At 64.8% G+C, this 15,109-nt stretch carries 19 protein-coding genes and 1 pseudogene; 12 read left to right on the forward strand and 8 right to left on the reverse strand.

Features of this window, described 5'->3' with window-relative positions:
• Positions 1 to 105 precede the first annotated feature (105 nt).
• From BOO69_RS09460 to BOO69_RS09475, 4 genes are all read left to right on the forward strand, one after another.
• Positions 106 to 1,473, forward strand: a complete 1,368-nt coding sequence (locus BOO69_RS09460) for a DUF2927 domain-containing protein (RefSeq protein WP_071971940.1) — start codon at positions 106 to 108, stop codon at positions 1,471 to 1,473.
• A 16-nt stretch (positions 1,474 to 1,489) separates the two neighbouring features.
• Positions 1,490 to 1,660 (forward strand): apolipoprotein acyltransferase, encoded by a 171-nt coding sequence (locus BOO69_RS09465; RefSeq protein ID WP_071971941.1) that lies wholly within the window; start codon positions 1,490 to 1,492, stop codon positions 1,658 to 1,660.
• Positions 1,661 to 1,663: 3 nt separating this feature from the next.
• Positions 1,664 to 2,851, forward strand: coding sequence for a vWA domain-containing protein (locus BOO69_RS09470; RefSeq protein WP_071971942.1), 1,188 nt, complete (start codon positions 1,664 to 1,666; stop codon positions 2,849 to 2,851).
• A gap of 186 nt (positions 2,852 to 3,037) precedes the next feature.
• Positions 3,038 to 3,466 carry an OsmC family protein gene (locus tag BOO69_RS09475; protein WP_071971943.1) on the forward strand — a complete coding sequence of 143 codons (429 nt, stop codon included), beginning with the start codon at positions 3,038 to 3,040 and terminating at the stop codon, positions 3,464 to 3,466.
• A 15-nt stretch (positions 3,467 to 3,481) separates the two neighbouring features.
• On the opposite strand, the gene BOO69_RS23240 is transcribed toward BOO69_RS09475, so the two are convergent.
• Positions 3,482 to 3,784, reverse strand: a complete 303-nt coding sequence (locus BOO69_RS23240) for a YetF domain-containing protein (protein WP_172839522.1) — start codon at positions 3,782 to 3,784, stop codon at positions 3,482 to 3,484.
• A 14-nt stretch (positions 3,785 to 3,798) separates the two neighbouring features.
• Positions 3,799 to 3,984, reverse strand: a complete 186-nt coding sequence (locus tag BOO69_RS23245) for a DUF421 domain-containing protein (protein WP_172839523.1) — start codon at positions 3,982 to 3,984, stop codon at positions 3,799 to 3,801.
• A gap of 94 nt (positions 3,985 to 4,078) precedes the next feature.
• Here BOO69_RS23245 and BOO69_RS09485 point away from each other — a divergent pair, with 94 nt between their 5' ends.
• Both BOO69_RS09485 and BOO69_RS09490 read left to right on the forward strand, forming a co-directional pair.
• On the forward strand, positions 4,079 to 5,227 hold the full coding sequence (locus BOO69_RS09485; protein WP_071971944.1) for a cytochrome P450: 1,149 nt from the start codon (positions 4,079 to 4,081) through the stop codon (positions 5,225 to 5,227).
• Between the two features lie 64 nt (positions 5,228 to 5,291).
• The gene (locus BOO69_RS09490) at positions 5,292 to 5,975 is read left to right on the forward strand and encodes a M48 family metalloprotease (protein WP_071971945.1); all 684 of its coding nucleotides are present in this window, start codon (positions 5,292 to 5,294) and stop codon (positions 5,973 to 5,975) included.
• 57 nt (positions 5,976 to 6,032) lie between these two features.
• On the opposite strand, the gene BOO69_RS09495 is transcribed toward BOO69_RS09490, so the two are convergent.
• The 5 genes from BOO69_RS09495 to BOO69_RS09515 all read right to left on the reverse strand — a co-directional run bounded on the left by BOO69_RS09495 (position 6,033) and on the right by BOO69_RS09515 (position 11,728).
• The gene (locus tag BOO69_RS09495) at positions 6,033 to 6,575 is read right to left on the reverse strand and encodes an RSP_2648 family PIN domain-containing protein (RefSeq protein WP_071971946.1); all 543 of its coding nucleotides are present in this window, start codon (positions 6,573 to 6,575) and stop codon (positions 6,033 to 6,035) included.
• A complete protein-coding gene (locus tag BOO69_RS09500; RefSeq protein ID WP_071971947.1) occupies positions 6,575 to 7,810 on the reverse strand; it encodes an RSP_2647 family RNA methyltransferase in 1,236 nt (411 codons plus the stop codon). Before BOO69_RS09500 ends, BOO69_RS09495 begins: the two co-directional genes overlap by 1 nt.
• Positions 7,811 to 7,854: 44 nt before the next feature.
• Positions 7,855 to 8,520 carry a DUF6778 family protein gene (locus BOO69_RS09505; RefSeq protein WP_071971948.1) on the reverse strand — a complete coding sequence of 222 codons (666 nt, stop codon included), beginning with the start codon at positions 8,518 to 8,520 and terminating at the stop codon, positions 7,855 to 7,857.
• Positions 8,521 to 8,657: 137 nt separating this feature from the next.
• Positions 8,658 to 8,930 (reverse strand): hypothetical protein, encoded by a 273-nt coding sequence (locus BOO69_RS09510; protein ID WP_071971949.1) that lies wholly within the window; start codon positions 8,928 to 8,930, stop codon positions 8,658 to 8,660.
• Positions 8,927 to 11,728 (reverse strand): [protein-PII] uridylyltransferase family protein, encoded by a 2,802-nt coding sequence (locus BOO69_RS09515; RefSeq protein WP_071971950.1) that lies wholly within the window; start codon positions 11,726 to 11,728, stop codon positions 8,927 to 8,929. The genes BOO69_RS09510 and BOO69_RS09515 overlap by 4 nt, the downstream gene beginning before the upstream one ends.
• Before the next feature lie 28 nt (positions 11,729 to 11,756).
• On the opposite strand from BOO69_RS09515, the pseudogene BOO69_RS09520 reads away from it, so the two are divergent.
• Together BOO69_RS09520 and BOO69_RS09525 are read left to right on the forward strand one after the other, a co-directional pair.
• Positions 11,757 to 12,089 (forward strand): annotated as a pseudogene (locus BOO69_RS09520) (YbaK/EbsC family protein); the annotation flags it as partial.
• Positions 12,090 to 12,721: 632 nt separating this feature from the next.
• The gene (locus BOO69_RS09525; protein ID WP_071971951.1) at positions 12,722 to 13,285 is read left to right on the forward strand and encodes a hypothetical protein; all 564 of its coding nucleotides are present in this window, start codon (positions 12,722 to 12,724) and stop codon (positions 13,283 to 13,285) included.
• 2 nt (positions 13,286 to 13,287) lie between these two features.
• Here the strand turns inward: BOO69_RS09525 and BOO69_RS22835 are convergent, their stop codons facing one another.
• Entirely contained in the window at positions 13,288 to 13,953 is a 666-nt protein-coding gene (locus tag BOO69_RS22835) for a S24 family peptidase (RefSeq protein ID WP_083545489.1), read from the reverse strand.
• An 87-nt stretch (positions 13,954 to 14,040) separates the two neighbouring features.
• Between BOO69_RS22835 and BOO69_RS09535 the strand changes: the two genes are divergently transcribed.
• Genes BOO69_RS09535 through BOO69_RS09550 form a run of 4 tightly spaced genes read left to right on the forward strand, consistent with a single transcriptional unit; the run spans position 14,041 to position 15,090 of the window.
• Entirely contained in the window at positions 14,041 to 14,292 is a 252-nt protein-coding gene (locus BOO69_RS09535) for a hypothetical protein (RefSeq protein WP_071971953.1), read from the forward strand.
• Complete coding sequence (locus BOO69_RS09540; RefSeq protein WP_071971954.1) at positions 14,289 to 14,543, forward strand: hypothetical protein; 255 nt, start codon at positions 14,289 to 14,291, stop codon at positions 14,541 to 14,543. The genes BOO69_RS09535 and BOO69_RS09540 overlap by 4 nt, the downstream gene beginning before the upstream one ends.
• The gene (locus tag BOO69_RS09545) at positions 14,540 to 14,851 is read left to right on the forward strand and encodes a hypothetical protein (protein WP_071971955.1); all 312 of its coding nucleotides are present in this window, start codon (positions 14,540 to 14,542) and stop codon (positions 14,849 to 14,851) included. Before BOO69_RS09540 ends, BOO69_RS09545 begins: the two co-directional genes overlap by 4 nt.
• Complete coding sequence (locus tag BOO69_RS09550; RefSeq protein ID WP_071971956.1) at positions 14,851 to 15,090, forward strand: helix-turn-helix domain-containing protein; 240 nt, start codon at positions 14,851 to 14,853, stop codon at positions 15,088 to 15,090. The genes BOO69_RS09545 and BOO69_RS09550 overlap by 1 nt, the downstream gene beginning before the upstream one ends.
• The last annotated feature ends 19 nt before the right edge of the window (positions 15,091 to 15,109 follow it).

Here is a 15,109-nt window from a genome sequence, read left to right on the forward strand (position 1 = left end):
GCAGGCATCAATGAGCACCAAGACACCACGCCAGGCGGGCGTGTCCACATGCGGAATCACGCGAACATCCACGCGTGACGCCTTGTTCCTGAACGGACTTTCCCTGTGAGAGGGCGGCTCGTCCTGCCGCTGGTGTTGCTGCTGAACGCCTGCGTCCCCGCCTCCAACCCGGATGTCGCCACCCGCGCGGCGATCGGCACGTCGCACAGCAGCCTGCCGCCGATGAAAAACTTCGCCACCAGTCTGCCGGAGGCGCCGGTCCGTTCGAACAATGATCTGGCGCTTGATTTCATCGAATTGTCTTTCCAGATGGAAAGCGGGCGCACCCTGCCCGTGCTGACCCGCTTCGAGACACCGATCACCCTGCGCGTCACCGGAACGCCGCCGGCGACCCTGATGCCCGACCTGCGGCGTCTGATGGCACGGCTGCGCAACGAGGCGCGCATCGACATCTCGGAGACCCGGTCGGACACGGCGCATATCACCATCCAGGCCGTCACCCGCGAGGACATCCGGCGGGTGCTGCCGCAGGCCGCCTGTTTCGTTGCACCCAACGTGTCGTCGATCGAGGAATACCGCACGGCGCGACGCCAGCCAAAGACGAACTGGACGCTGTTGAAAACGCGCGAGAAAATCGCCGTCTTCCTGCCCAATGACGCCAGTCCGCAAGAAGTCCGCGATTGCCTGCACGAGGAATTGGCGCAGGCGCTGGGGCCGCTCAACGACCTCTATCGCCTGCCGGATTCGGTGTTCAACGACGACAACGTCCACACCGTCCTGACCGGTTTCGACATGCTGATCCTGCGCGCCTACTACGACCCCGCGCTGCGGTCGGGCATGACACGGGGACAAGTGGCCGCTGCCTTGCCGGCGATCCTTTCGCGGATCAACCCGCAGGGCGCGCGCCAGCCCGCGCGATACGCCACGCGCACCCCGCCGGAATGGAGCCGCGCCATCCAGACGGCCCTGGGGCGCTCCATCTCCTTCACCAGCAGGCAGACCGCCGCACACGAGGGCATTCGCATCGCCACCGCCATGGGCTGGGAAGACCACCGACGCGCCTTTGCCCACTATGCCATGGGCCGCGTGATGCAATCGACCGATCCCGAACTGGCGCAAAAACACTACCTGATCGCGGACCGCTACTATGCGCTCACGCCGGGCACCCGGCTGCACAGGGCCTACGTGGCAACGCAGCTTTCCGCCTATGCGATCACCAAGGGCGACGGCGCCCGCGCCCTGCGGCTGATCGCCCCGCATGTGCAGACCGCCATGCAGTCGGAAAACGCCGCGCTGCTGTCCACGCTGCTGCTGCTGCGCGCCGAGGCGCTGGAACTGGAAGGCCGCCCCGCGGAGGCCAGTGGCGTCAGGCTGGACAGTGTGGGCTGGGCGCGTTACGGGTTTGGGCCAGACTGGGCCGTGCGGGCCAAGCTGCGCGAGATCGCGTCACTCAACCCGCTGAAAGGCTCGTAGACACGGGCGGAAGACCATGATCGTAATCGTTTTGGCGCTTGTCGGGGCCGGTATCGGCGCAATGACCGCGCGCAAACGGGCCGGCAACGGCAAGGATGTCGCACAATACGCCGCCGGCTATGCCATTGCGTTTGCAATCGTCGGGATGATCCTGACGGTGCTCGTGGACCGGATGCTGGTGGGCTGACGGATGTTCCTGCCCTTCTTCGAACAGCTGCGTGCGCACAAGGTCCCGGTGTCGATGCGGGAATTCCTCGCGTTTCTCGACGGCATGGCGGCGGGGCTGGCGACCTATGATGTCGAGGCATTCTATTATCTCGCCCGTGTTTCGATGGTGAAGGACGAGCGCAACATCGACAAGTTCGACCAGGCCTTTGCGGCGGCCTTCAAGGGGCTCGAGAACATCAGCCTTGACGATGTGCTGGACGCCGTGGAGATCCCCCGCGACTGGCTGGAAAAGATGGCCGAAAAGCACCTGAGCGAGGCCGAAAAGGCCGAGATCGAAGCTTTAGGTGGGTTCGACAAGCTCATGGAAACGCTGAAAAAGCGCCTCGAAGAGCAGAAAGGACGGCACCAGGGCGGCAACAAGTGGGTCGGCACCGCGGGGACATCCCCCTTCGGCGCCTACGGCTACAACCCCGAGGGCGTGCGCATCGGCCAGAAGGAAAGCCGCCACCAGCGCGCGACCAAGGTCTGGGACAAACGGGAGTTCCGCAATCTCGACGACAACGTCGAACTGGGCACACGCAACATCAAGGTCGCGCTGAAGCGCCTGCGCCGCTGGGCGCGCGACGGCGCACAGGAAGAACTGGACCTGCGCGGCACGATCCGCGCCACGGCCGAGTATGGATACCTCGACGTGAAGACCCGGCCCGAGCGGCGCAACGCGGTCAAGGTGTTGCTCTTCCTCGACGTCGGCGGCTCCATGGATCCGCATGTGAAGGTGGTGCAGGAACTGTTCAGCGCCGCCAAGGCGGAGTTCAAGCATTTCGAACACTTCTACTTCCACAACTGCCTGTACGAGGGCGTCTGGAAGGACAATCGGCGCCGCTGGGACGCACAGATCAGCACCCACGAGATCCTCCGCACCTATGGTCCGGACTACAAGTGCATCTTCGTCGGCGACGCCTCCATGTCGCCCTACGAGATCGCCTATCCGGGCGGCGCGAACGAGCATTGGAACCCGGAGAGCGGCGCGACCTGGCTCGGCCGTGCCCGTGACCAGTGGCAAAGCAACCTCTGGATCAACCCCGTGCCCGAGAAATACTGGCCCTATACCCAGTCCATCGCGATGATACGGGAAATATTCGGCCCCGAAGCGATGGTGCCGATGACGCTGGACGGTCTTTCCCGCGGCATCAAGTCGATGACGCACTGAACCGAACTATCATTTTACTACAAACAGTTGCTTCGATACCTTCACGTATCACGTGAACTTCGGCAGTCCGCCCACCGCACTTGCCACCCGCCCTCGCACATATTTGATCCGCACATCTGTCTGTCATGAGGAACGCCTGCCCCTCCTGAGCGTTGAACGACAGCACAAGACTGAAAGGATTCAAACATGGCGATCAAGAAATCAGGCTCCGCGAAATGGTCCGGCGATCTGAAAACGGGCAAAGGCCACGTCTCGACCGAAACGGGGGTTCTGAATGACCAGCCCTACGGCTTCAACACGCGATTCGAGGACGGCAACGGCACCAACCCCGAGGAACTGATCGGGGCTGCACATGCGTCCTGCTTTTCGATGGCCCTGTCGATGATTTTGGGCGAACACGATCTGGTTGCCGATAGCATTGAGACCAAGGCGACTGTCCATCTGGAGCAGAAGGACGGCGGGTTCCATGTGCCGAAAGTGCATCTGGACGTCACCGCCTCCATCCCCGGCGCGTCCGAGGAACAATTTGCCGAAGCCGCGAAAACGGCCAAGGAAAACTGCCCGATTTCCAAGCTGCTGACAGCGGAAATCACCATGGACGCCAAGCTGAAATGACCTGATGCGGGACCGTCAGGGGCGGTCCCGCACCCCCTCCAGCAGGCAAACCTCCACCTCGCGCTTGCCGTGGAGGACGGATACGTCGCCGGTCTGCTCCAGCACCGCGACGCGCACCTCGTCCAGTCTCAGCACATTCGCCTCGCGCAATTTGGCGTAGAGGTCTGCCCGCGTCATCTTTGCGTGGCGCAGGTTGTCGTCCAGTATCGTTTCGCCCCGCATGATCAGCAGCGGGCTGTTGTCCATCAGGCTGCGCACCCCCGCGTGACCCTGTCGAAGCCGCGACAGGATGGCCTGAAACCCGAACAGCGCCGCCAACGCCGCCGCGCCCGTCAGGGCATGTCCTTGCCCACGACCACGCGTGCAAGGACGGACCCCATTGCGACCGTGATGGCAAAGTCGTGCCCCGACATTTTTGAAAACGATGTGAGCTCCGCCAGTCTCGTGAAGGCGATGAGAACGATCACCACGACGACGACATCGACAAAGGGCTCGATCCAGCTTGGCAGTTCGGTCATGCGTTTCTCGGTTCTGCCCAGACAACATGGTGCGGCCCAGCGTGTTCACCAGAAAAGGATTGCCGCAGCGGGAGATCCGACCCTAGGCTGAGGCATGACAGACGCGCCGCATTTTTCCATCGATCCCGCCGCCTTTGCGGCTGATCCATATCCCGCCCTCGCCCGGATGCGGCGGGAGGCGCCGATTGCCTTCGTTCCGGAACTCGGGGCGACCCTGCTGACCCGCCGGGACGACATCCACCGACAGGAAAAGCGGATCGAGGTGTTTTCCTCGCATCAGCCGGACGGGCTGATGTCCGTTCTCATGGGCGAGAACATGATGCGCAAGGATGGCGATGCGCATCAGGCGGAGCGACGTGCGCTGTTTCCGGCCCTCAGCCCCCGGACCGTGGCCCAGCACTGGAGATCCGTGTTCGAGGCAGCCGCAAACGACATTCTGGACGATCTCGCCCCGCTCGGCGCCTGCGATCTGGTCACGGACTACGCGATGCCGGTTTCCGCCGCTGCCCTCATCGCGATCACGGGCCTGTCCGGGATGACCCGTGCCGAGATGGATCGCGTCAGCCAGCACATGATCGACGGCTGCGCCAACTATCTTGGCGACCCGGAGGTGGAGGCGCGCTGCCACGCCGCGACCGCCCTCATCGACAGCCATATCGACCGCAGCTTCGACATGCCGCCCCCGAAAAGCGCGCTCGCGGTGCAGCGGGCGGCGGGCCTGCCGATGCAAAGCCTTCGTGCGAACATCAAGCTGGTGATCTCCGGCGGTCAGAACGAACCGCGCGACGCCATTGCCGGGATCGCCTGGGCGTTGCTGACGCACCCGGACCAGTTGGCGCTTATCCGGCGCGGGGAAAACACGTGGCAGGACGCTTTCGCCGAATATGCCCGCTGGATCAGCCCGATCGGCATGTCGCCACGCATCGTGGCCCGGGCCGACAGCGTCGGCGGGGTGCGTTTCGATCCGGGCGACCGCGTGTTCCTGATGTTCTCTTCCGCCGGACGGGACGAGGCGCATTTCGACCGCCCCGACGCCTTCGACGTGACCCGCGATACCGGGGCCGCAATCCCGTTCGGTGCGGGGCCGCATTTCTGCGCGGGGGCCGCCGCCGCGCGCTGTCTCATCGCGGAAGTCGCGCTGCCGCTCCTGTTCGACAGGCTGCCGGGCCTTCGGCTGGACGGCCCCGTCCCGTTCAAGGGTTGGGCGTTCCGCGGCCCGACCAGCATGCCCGTCGCGTGGTGACGCGGCGCGATCAATCTGCCCTCGGGCCGCTTGCCCCTGCCCGCCGCGCCCCCATATTGACGGCATGATCCGTGTTCTCCCGATCCTCCTTGCCATCCTCTACGCGCTGGCGATGTACCGCTTTTCAACCTGGCGCACCGCGCGGGAGCTGGACGCGAAATCCACGCGGCTGGCGGACCCCGCGCTGAAGGCGGTCTGCGACAGGCTGGCGCGGGCGCTGGACCTGCCACAGATCAAGGTGCACATCTACGAGATCGATCCCGTCAACGGGCTGGCGGCCCCGGACGGGCGCATCTTCATCACGCGGGGGTTCTACAACAAGTTCCGCTCGGGCGAGGTGACGGCCGAGGAACTGGGCTCCGTCATCGCGCACGAACTGGGCCATGTCGCATTGGGCCACGCGCGGCGCAGGATGATCGACTTTTCCGGTCAGAACGCCATCCGCGCCGCGCTGGCGATGGTCCTTGGGCGGTTCATCCCCTTCGTCGGGGTCTGGATCGCCAACATGATCACCACCCTGCTGGCGGCGCGGCTGTCGCGGGGCGACGAATACGAGGCCGACGCCTATGCCGCCGCCCTTTTGACCAAGGCGGGGATCGGCGTGGGGCCTCAGATATCGCTGTTCCGCAAGCTCGAAGCCTTGACGCAAAGCAACCATGGATCCTCCCCGGCATGGCTTCTGAGCCACCCGAAAACGGATGAGCGGGTCGCCGCGCTGCAAAGGCTGGAAGCCCGCTGGAACGGCTGAGCCAGCCGGCAAGGGATCGTCGTCCTCACGCCCGTTAGCCCCAAGCGCCCGACTGCCCTATCGCGTCAGCGCCTTCGCCAGACGCGGCAGACGGGCCTTTTTCAGAAGGGCACGCATGTCCCATGGGTGACCCGACAGCGCCCGCGCGGTGTTCAGGACGTGATCGGCCACAGTGGTAACCTTTGTCGGATGATCCACCCAAAGCGCGGTCAGGTACTGGTCCGGGTCGATCCGGTCCAACCCTTCCTCGGCCAGTGTCCCCTTGGGGAAATCCTTGGCGTTCAGCGTCATGATGGCATCCGCGCTGGAATCGACGGCCACCGCCAGCACGTGGAGGTCGTCCGGATCCGGCAGCCAGAGCCGCGCCTCGATCCCCGGCGCGGCAGCACGTTCCGCCGCGGGCCAGTCGCGGCGCAGCAGCGCGATTTCCGCGCGGGCCTGCACTTCGCCGTCCGCCCCCAGCTTGACCGCCGCGCGGGCCCATTCCTCGAGAATGCGCGCGGACCAGACAGGCTCGAAAAGCCCCTGCGCGGCGACGCCCAACACCATTTCACGCATGACCGTCGGATAGAGGACGCAGGTGTCGATCAGGACACGCATCAAAGGCGGAAGAACAGGGACTTCAAGTAACCGCTTTCCGCCAGCTGCGGCAGTTGCGGATGGTCCGCGCCGGCAAAGCCCGTGTGCAGGAGCACCCCATGCCGCCCGGCGCGCCCGATGCCACGCACGCTGGCCACCCGGAACTGGGCAAGGTCCGCCGCGTGCGAACAGGAGCACAACCCCAGAATGCCGCCTTCGGCGACAAGGGGGGCTGCGAGGCGCGCCACACGCTCGTAAGCGCGCAGACCCGCCTCCAGCGCCGGGCGCGCGGGGGCAAAGGCCGGCGGATCGCAGATCACCACGTCGAATTCAGCCCCTTCCGCCCGCAGCGCCGCAAGCACGTCAAAGGCATCCCCCTGCCGCGTGGCAAAGCGGTCGGCGACGCCCGCCGCCTCCGCGCCACCCTGCGCCAGTTCCAGAGCGGGGCCCGAGCCATCCACCGCCAGCGCGCTCGAGGCGCCGCTGGCCAGCGCGGCGAGCGAGAACCCCCCGACATGCGCAAAGACGTCGAGCACCCGCGCGCCCCGCGACAGGTTGGCTGCGAAAGCGTGGTTCGGGCGCTGGTCATAGAAGATCCCGGTCTTCTGGCCCCCGGTCACATCGGCGAGGTAGGTCGCCCCGTTCATCCGGACCGGAACGGGCTTCTCCGGCGCGGCGCCGGCGAGCACCGCGTTCACGTCGTCGAGCCCCTCGAGGGCGCGGGTGCGCCCGCCGGCGTTCTTCAGCACATTGGTCGCGCCCGTGACCGCCACCAGCGCGGCGCAAAGCGGTTCGATCAGCGCCTCAGCCCAGGCCGCGTTGGGTTGCACCACGCAGGTGTCATCGAAGCGGTCGATCACCACGCCGGGCAGGCCATCGGCCTCGGCGTGGACAAGGCGATAGAACGGTGCGTCGTACAGGCGCTCGCGCAGGCGCAAGGCCCGGCGGATGTGCCGCTCGAACCAGGCCTGATCGATCACCGCCGCCGGGTCGCGGTCCAGCATGCGCGCGATGATCTTGGAATTCGTATTGACCGATACGAGGCCCATCGGCTGACGCTCGGCATCTTCGAGCAGTGCGAGCGCGCCGGGGGTCAGCTTGCGCGTACGTCGATCGGTGACCAGTTCGTTGGCATAGACCCAGGGAAACCCGTGGCGGATCGCGCGGGCGTTCGCCTTCGGCATGAGCCGGACGGCCGGCAGCTCGCTTTCGGAGCCACCGTCGATCGGGCGGGAGGGGGTGAGAGGCGCTGTCATGGCGCCCCGTCTAGAGCTTTCCCGTCTCCTGCGAAAGCCTGTATTTAGGAGCGGAACAGCGACAGGCGGCGTTTCGGCGCGGGCGCGTCGGCGGGTCGGGCCAGTTCCTGCCGGATGACCTGGGCAAGATGCCCGGTGACGCGGACCTTCTGGGTCTGCCCCTGCCGGTCGGCGTCAATCGCCTTCTGGCCGCCGAAGGCCTTCAGGTTGGTCTCCACCGCGCGGGTCGGGCCCAGCGGCTGGCCGGTTTCGGCGGACAGGAGTGTGAGGTTGAATTCCATGTTGTGCACGCCGCCGACGCTGTAGCGGGTCTTTTCGGTGACGGAATGAAAGCGCGTCACCTCCACGTCGAGCACGACGTCGGTCGCGCCGCCGAGGTCTGCCGTCCCCAGCGACAGCGCTGTCTCGAAGATCTCGCGCACCTGGGCGCGACGGTCGCCCAGGGGGTCGCCCCGCCAGACGATGTCGGCCTGCGGATAATAGAGGTTCGCTTCGGAAACCGAGAGGTTTTCGGGAACCCGGACGTTGATCCGGGACACGTGGAACGATTGCGGCAGCGGCGCGGTCTGCGCGACCGGGCCGGCGGGCTGCGTGACGGAGGGCGCGGTAGCCTCGAACGGGGCATTCCGGCTGGCGATGTCGGGCATCGACCCGCAGGCGGACAACAGGGCGGCGATGCCGATCGCGGCGCTTAGTTTAAGTGACTTCATCCGGTCCTCTTTCCGGGCGGCCGTGCGCGCCCCTTGCGACTTCGACACGGTTTTGACGGGAAATTGAGGCGACTTTGGGCCGAAACGGGACTGGATGTGGGGTCATTTGACGGCATGACCCCCGGACTGCGACCGGGTCAGTTCCGGGGCCGCCCGCGCCAGCCGCCCCGGCGCCGGGGCGCGGTCATGCCGCCTTGTCCCTCTCGCAGAACCTGCGTCATCGGGTGGTCCGGCGCGTCTTCACCGTATTGCGCCAGCAGCGTCTTGATGGCCGCACCGGTGTCCTGTTCAAGCGGGAGGCTCAGCGCCCAGTCGAGGAAGATCGTCCTGCACTCCGACAGCGTGATCCCGTCGATCCGATAGCTTTCGTGAACCAATCCCTTGGGATCCTGTTCGCTGCCCTTCTTCATCCGTCCCTCGCTTCCTTCGTGGCCCGCAACGCGCGCTCGATGATCGCCGCCGCCTCGGCATGGCCGCGCTCCAGGGTCGCTTCGAGACCGCCGAGATCCTCCGCGTCCAGCGCGCGGGCAAGGAAGGCCGCCCCCGCCTGCCCCAGCGTGTTTTCGACAAGGGGTTCGGCCGACAGGAGCCGGCCCGCGCATTGCAACGCCCAGCAGCGCGCGTAGGTCCGCTTCAGCATTTCGCTTTCCTCTGCCGTCACCAGACCGACGCCGGCGGCGGCCTCGAAGGCCTGCGGAATATCCCTTGCGGTCTGGCCGGCCAGCAACGCGCCCGCCTGGGCCAGCAGCTCGATATCCTGCAGCCGCCCCGGCCCGATCTTGGCGTCCCAAGGCCCCGCCGGGGCCTTCGCCTGCGCGATGCGCTGCCGCATGTCCGCCACTTCCGACAGCACCTTGGCGCGGTCCGCGGGACGGGCCAGCACCGTGTCGCGCAGCTCGTGGACGGCATCGGCCAGGGCCTCCGGTCCGGCGACGACCTCGGCCCGCGTCAGCGCCAGATGTTCCCAGACCCAGGCCTGTTCGCGCTGGTAACTTTCAAAGGCGGCAAGCGACGTCGCGACCGGCCCCTGGTTGCCCGAGGGTCGGAGCCGCATGTCGATCTCGTAAAGCTTGCCCTGCGACATCGGGGCCGTCATCGCGGTGACCATCGCCTGTGTCAGCCGGGCGTAATAGCTGCGCGAGGCCAGGGGCTTCGGACCCTCCGAGCTTTCCGCGCCCTGCGCGTCGTAGATCACCAGCAGATCGAGGTCCGATGTCGCCGTCAGCCGCCCCGCCCCCAGCGACCCCATGCCGAGGATCACCGCCCCCCTGCCCGGCGGCGGCCCGTACCGGCGCGCGAACTGGTCGACGACAACGGGCCAGAGGCAGGCCAGCACCGTCTGCGCAAGGTCGGCATACTGACGACCGGCGGTGCGCGCGTCCGTCAGGCCCCGCAACAGGTGGACCCCGATGCGGAAATGCCATTCGCGCGCCCAGCGTCGGGTTTCGTCAAGGCGGGCCTCGTAGTCCGGCTCCCGTTCGAGAACCTCGCGCAGTCCCGCGGCCAGCGCCTCGCGACCGGGCCAGGCGCTGAAGAAATCGCCGCCGAGCACGGCGTCCAGCACCTGCGCGTTGCGTGACAGGTGCGCCGCCAGCGCGGGCGACGTGCTCACCACGTCGATCAGCAGGTCCGCGAGCTGCGGATTGGCCCTGAGCAGGGAGAACAGCTGCACCCCGGCCGGCAGGCGCGACAGAAACCCGTCGAAGGCCAGCAGGGCTTCGTCAGGCTTGGCCGCATCCGCCAGCCGCTTGAGAAGTTCCGGCTTGAGCCGTTCGAAGATTTCCGCCCCCCTCACCGTGCGCAGCGCCGGATAGCTCGGCCAACGGTCGAGGACCGCGGCGTCGAACGTGTGCGGCGCTGCCGGTTTTTCCGCACCCTGCCGGGAGGCGGCAAAGAACCCTTCGGTCAGTTCGTGCACCGCGCTGAGACGCCGGTGCAGATCCGCCTGCAGTACCTCGACGTCCATGTCCATCATCGCCGCCAGCCGCTCGAACCCCTCGTCCGTGCCCGGCAGGTCGTGGGTCTGGGCATCCCGCACCATCTGCAGGCGATGCTCCACCGTCCGGTGGGCCCGGTAGTGATCCGTCAGCACCTCGGCCACGTCCGCCGGCACCCAGTCCTTTTCCGCCAGCACGCGCAGCCCCGCGCAGGTGCCGCGCGTGCGCAGGTCCGGGTCGCGCCCCCCCGCGATCAGCTGGCGGGTCTGGGTGAAGAACTCGATCTCGCGGATGCCGCCCCGGCCGAGCTTCATGTTGTGACCCGGCAGGGTGATCGGCCCGCCCAGTCCCTTGTGCTCGCGGATGGCCAGCCGCATGTCGTGCGCGTCCTGAATGGCGGCGAAGTCGAGGTGTCTGCGCCAGACGAAGGGCCGCAGATCGTCGAGAAACCGCGCGCCCGCCGCGATGTCACCGGCGCAGGGCCGCGCCTTGATGTAGGCGGCCCGTTCCCAGGTGCGGCCAAGGGATTCGTAATAGCGTTCCGCCGCCTCCATCCCGAGGCAGACCGGCGTCACCGAAGGATCGGGCCGCAGCCGCAGATCGGTGCGGAACACGTAACCCTGCCCGGTCAGGTCGCCCAGGGTCGCGGCCATGGCCCGTGTCGCGCGCACAAAGGCGCTGCGGGCCTCGTGAAAAACCTCCGGATCGAAACGTGTCTCGTCGAACAGGCAGATCAGGTCGATATCGGAGGAATAGTTCAGCTCCCGCGCGCCCATCTTGCCCATGGCCAGCACCACCATGCCGCCCGCGTCGTCAAGGTCGTCGAGGGTGACACCGGGAAGCTTGTTTCGGCGCACCTGCGCCACCAGCCCGGCACGCAGGGCGGCCGCACAGGCGGCGTCGGCGTAGTCGGTCAGCGCGCCCGTGACCTCCTCGAGCGACCAGGCCCCGCCCAGGTCGGCCAGTGCCGCCATCAGCGCGATCCTGCGCTTGCCCTGACGCAACCCGTCCGACAGCGCCTCGGGTGAAAGGTCCCCCGCCCCGCGGATCACGGCCTGCACGTGGGCTTCGGGATCGGCGACCGCCGCCGCGAGCCAGTCGCGTTCCTTTTCCAGCAGGCCGGCAAGATAGGGTGCCGATGCACCGGCCCCGACCGCCAGATCACGGACCGCCGGGGGCAGATCGCCAGTCAACGCCTCCATGTCCTTCACGAGCCCCCGATCGTGGGGACGCGGACAGCGGGTGACACGGGCTTCGAGCGTGCTTGTCATGGCAGAAGCTTTGCGACAGTCTGCGCGCATGAGCAAGAGCCTGAAAAGAGTCCGCGCCGCCCTCGAAGCGGCGGGGATGCCCGTGGACATTCGCGAAACCGCCCTCGCCCGCACCGCCGCGGATGCCGCCGCGGCCATGCAGTGCGAGATCGACCAGATCGCCAAGTCCATCGTCCTGCGCGGCGAGACCAGTGGAAACGCCGTCGTCTTCATCACCGCGGGCGGCAATCAGGTGGACCTCGACCGCGCCGCGGCTCTCGCGAAAGAGCCCTTGGGCAAGGCCGACGCCGCCTTGATCCGGGCGCAAACCGGCTTCGCGATCGGCGGCGTGTCGCCGGTGGGTCACCTGACACCCTGCCGCATGTTGTAGTGCGACAGTGAAACCTGCAGTTCCCGGTATTATGTGGGATTAGGCGGTGTCAGGCGGGTTTGAACCATATTTTACAGGTGTTTGAGCAAGTTCGCGGAACCCTTGCGTTCTTAACGCCGAAGTCCTGCAAATTCGCGTCAAAGTCGGCCTGTCGCCAAGTCTGGCAAATCTTCAGACAGACATTTCTGCATGGCCTATCCATCTTCGCAAACCCTATAAAAATAGGGCTGCAACTGCCCTCTGAAGATCGGCATATGCCCCATTATCGGCGAAAAATTGGGTTGTGAACTCGGAAGTGCGCTTCCTTCTTCGGTCCCGCGCTTCCGAGAAAGCGATTTATCTATTGATAACAGTCACAAGGGCGAAGTTAAAGGGCATCACACACGTCCCTGAACTCGGAAGTGATTTTGGAGACCGAAAACCAGAAGCGCTCGTGAAGGGCGCAGGTGACATGAAGACGGTGCCATGCGTCGCCTACCCTTTATACTGCCGAAAATGATGTCGCTCTGATTGTACCGCTTGTGTCGGTGCTTGTTGCAAACGACATCGCTCTCAGGTCTAAATCAGATCACAAGGCTGGTAAAGCGTCAGGGCAGATTGTCGAATTTAGGAAAGGAATTTTCATGACCAGATTTCATCTCATCGCGACGATCCTATTCGTCGGCGCGGTCTCTATCCCTGCCCATTCGGATACCATCAGAGGCAAAGGCACCTCGATGAATGTCGACGCTGGTTATGGGATCAAGATCAACCGATATAGCTCTCTCGATCGCGAGTGGATCATTGTGAATGACCCAAGCCTGCCGGTCAGTATGGAAGAGATCACTCCCAGAACAGTAATTGCAGACCGCAATTGGATACACGAGATCACATACCGGCTCAAAGTCGATAAACCAGTTTCAGCAATAGAGGTTCGGTTCATCCCCTTCGATATTTGGGGTGAGAAGAGCCAGACCCTCACTTCCACGACAATCGCTGATCACAGCGCAGGTGAAGTACGCTCGACTGGCAGGTGGAGAATTCTTAGCGACGCAGAAGCTAAGGAGCACTTCGCCCTCGTGGGTTATGTCGCGAGAATCAAACTGGTGACTGGGGAAATTTTAAGGGCGGACGAAGGTGCAGTGGTGAGCGTCGCACAGGAGTTCTCCGGTGATTTCACAACTGGCGACCTAGATGCCAATGACTAACATTACCGCTCAAAGTCATGACCGGCCCAGACAACCTGGCCGATGATTGTCAATTGATCCGCGTCGCGGCCTGACACCACCACCGGATCAACGTCCCGGTTATCTGACTGAAGCACGATGGCGGTATCCAGGACGCGGACGCGTTTGACCTGGGCGTCGCCGTCGGCGTTGACGAAGGCGAAGAGACGGTTCGTGCGCCAGCTCTGCACCTTGCGGTCGATCATGACGAGATCGCCGTCGTACAGCGTCGGCTCCATGCTGTCGCCGGTAACACCTACGATACAGCAGTGCCGCGGGTTCACACCTATCCGCGCAAGCCAGTCCGTGCGGAAAGCGAGTGACGAACTGGGAAGTTCCTCGCTATTCAGCGCTCCTGGTCCGGCCGCTAGTCGCGCATCGTATCTCGGAATTCGCGCAAAATCCGCCCCCACCTTCTGGGCCTCTGCGAGGTCAGGTCTAGGCGGGCCAATGTAAATTTCGAGGCCCAACGCATCACAAATCTCTTCGACACGTTTGAGGCGTGGCCCGGCGTTCTTGTCGCCTCTGCTGACGTTCCGAATGGCGTCGGCAGGAAGACCGTATTTATTTTCAATGGCATACGCATTCTGTTCCAGCTCTGCAAGGCGACTGGTCACAATGGCGGAGAAGTCAATTCGGCGATGCGTCATGATTCGGTATAATTACCGAAAATCGGCATGCTTGACTATCGGTAATAATACCCCTTATAGTATCGGTAACAACACCGAGGCCGATCAATGCAGAAAGATACAATCATCAGGCTTGCAGACGCCTACGTGGAGCAGACCAAGCTAAAGCTATCAACTGTTTCGAGTTATGCGGCTAACGACGGCAAGTTCTTTCGAAACCTGAAGCTGACCTCAGATGTGACCATCGGGAGGGCAAACCGGATCGTTCAATGGTTCAGCGACAACTGGCCCGCTGACCTCGAATGGCCCGATGACATCCCCCGCCCTTCTCCCAACCGCAATGTAAGGAGTGCCTCATGAGCCGTCACCTGACCATCGGTTTGGGATCGACGAGATCGTCGAACCCGTCAGCTCGTTTTCCTGTCATGAAAACCTCCATTTCGGTTCTCCGTCGTCGGTCTGGCTGTCCTGACGACGGAGAGGACCGCGCGGCGACCCACAGTTCCTCCGGGCTGCGCCGCGCGGTCACAATTCTCGGCGATGCCCTTGGCGCCGCCGCCCTGTTTGTCCTGCTCTTCGCAGGGCTGTTTGCGGGGAGCCTGATGCAATGACCCTTCCCGACTGGCTGAACCCAGGATCTTCGCCTGATCTGAGCCCGGCCGAGAAGCTGCGCAGCTTTGAGGCGGCCTTGAGAAACTACAAGAAGGTGCACGACGAGCTGATCGACTTCCGCGCGTTCGTGGCGCGCGAAGGCACCACGGTCTCAGCAGAAGCAGACAGCGACCACACAGATCTCCTCAAACTGAAGGTCGAGGCGGCACGGGATGTCCTCGCGGCAACCGCACTGATCGCCTTCGACGACGGGCTGTTCGAGCGCTGCGCGGAGATCCTCGAATTCGAGACCGCGGGGCGTCCCTGATGCACCACGGGAAGCTCAGTACCAGCCCCCGCTTGCGCCGCGCCCTTCGCGCCTTGCAGCATGCCAAGGGCGAACTCAGCACCCGTGACCTCGCCGAGCAGGCCGACATCTGCGCGGTCAATTCCACGATCGCCGAATTGCGCGCCAACGGCGCGGAAATCACCTGCCGCCAGGAGGTCAAGGATGGCCAGCGGCGGTTCTACTACACACTGACCAAATCACCGGAGACGAAGACCTGATGACAGCCAATCTCAGCGT

It is taken from the genome of Sulfitobacter alexandrii, assembly GCF_001886735.1.
GTDB lineage: Bacteria > Pseudomonadota > Alphaproteobacteria > Rhodobacterales > Rhodobacteraceae > Sulfitobacter > Sulfitobacter alexandrii.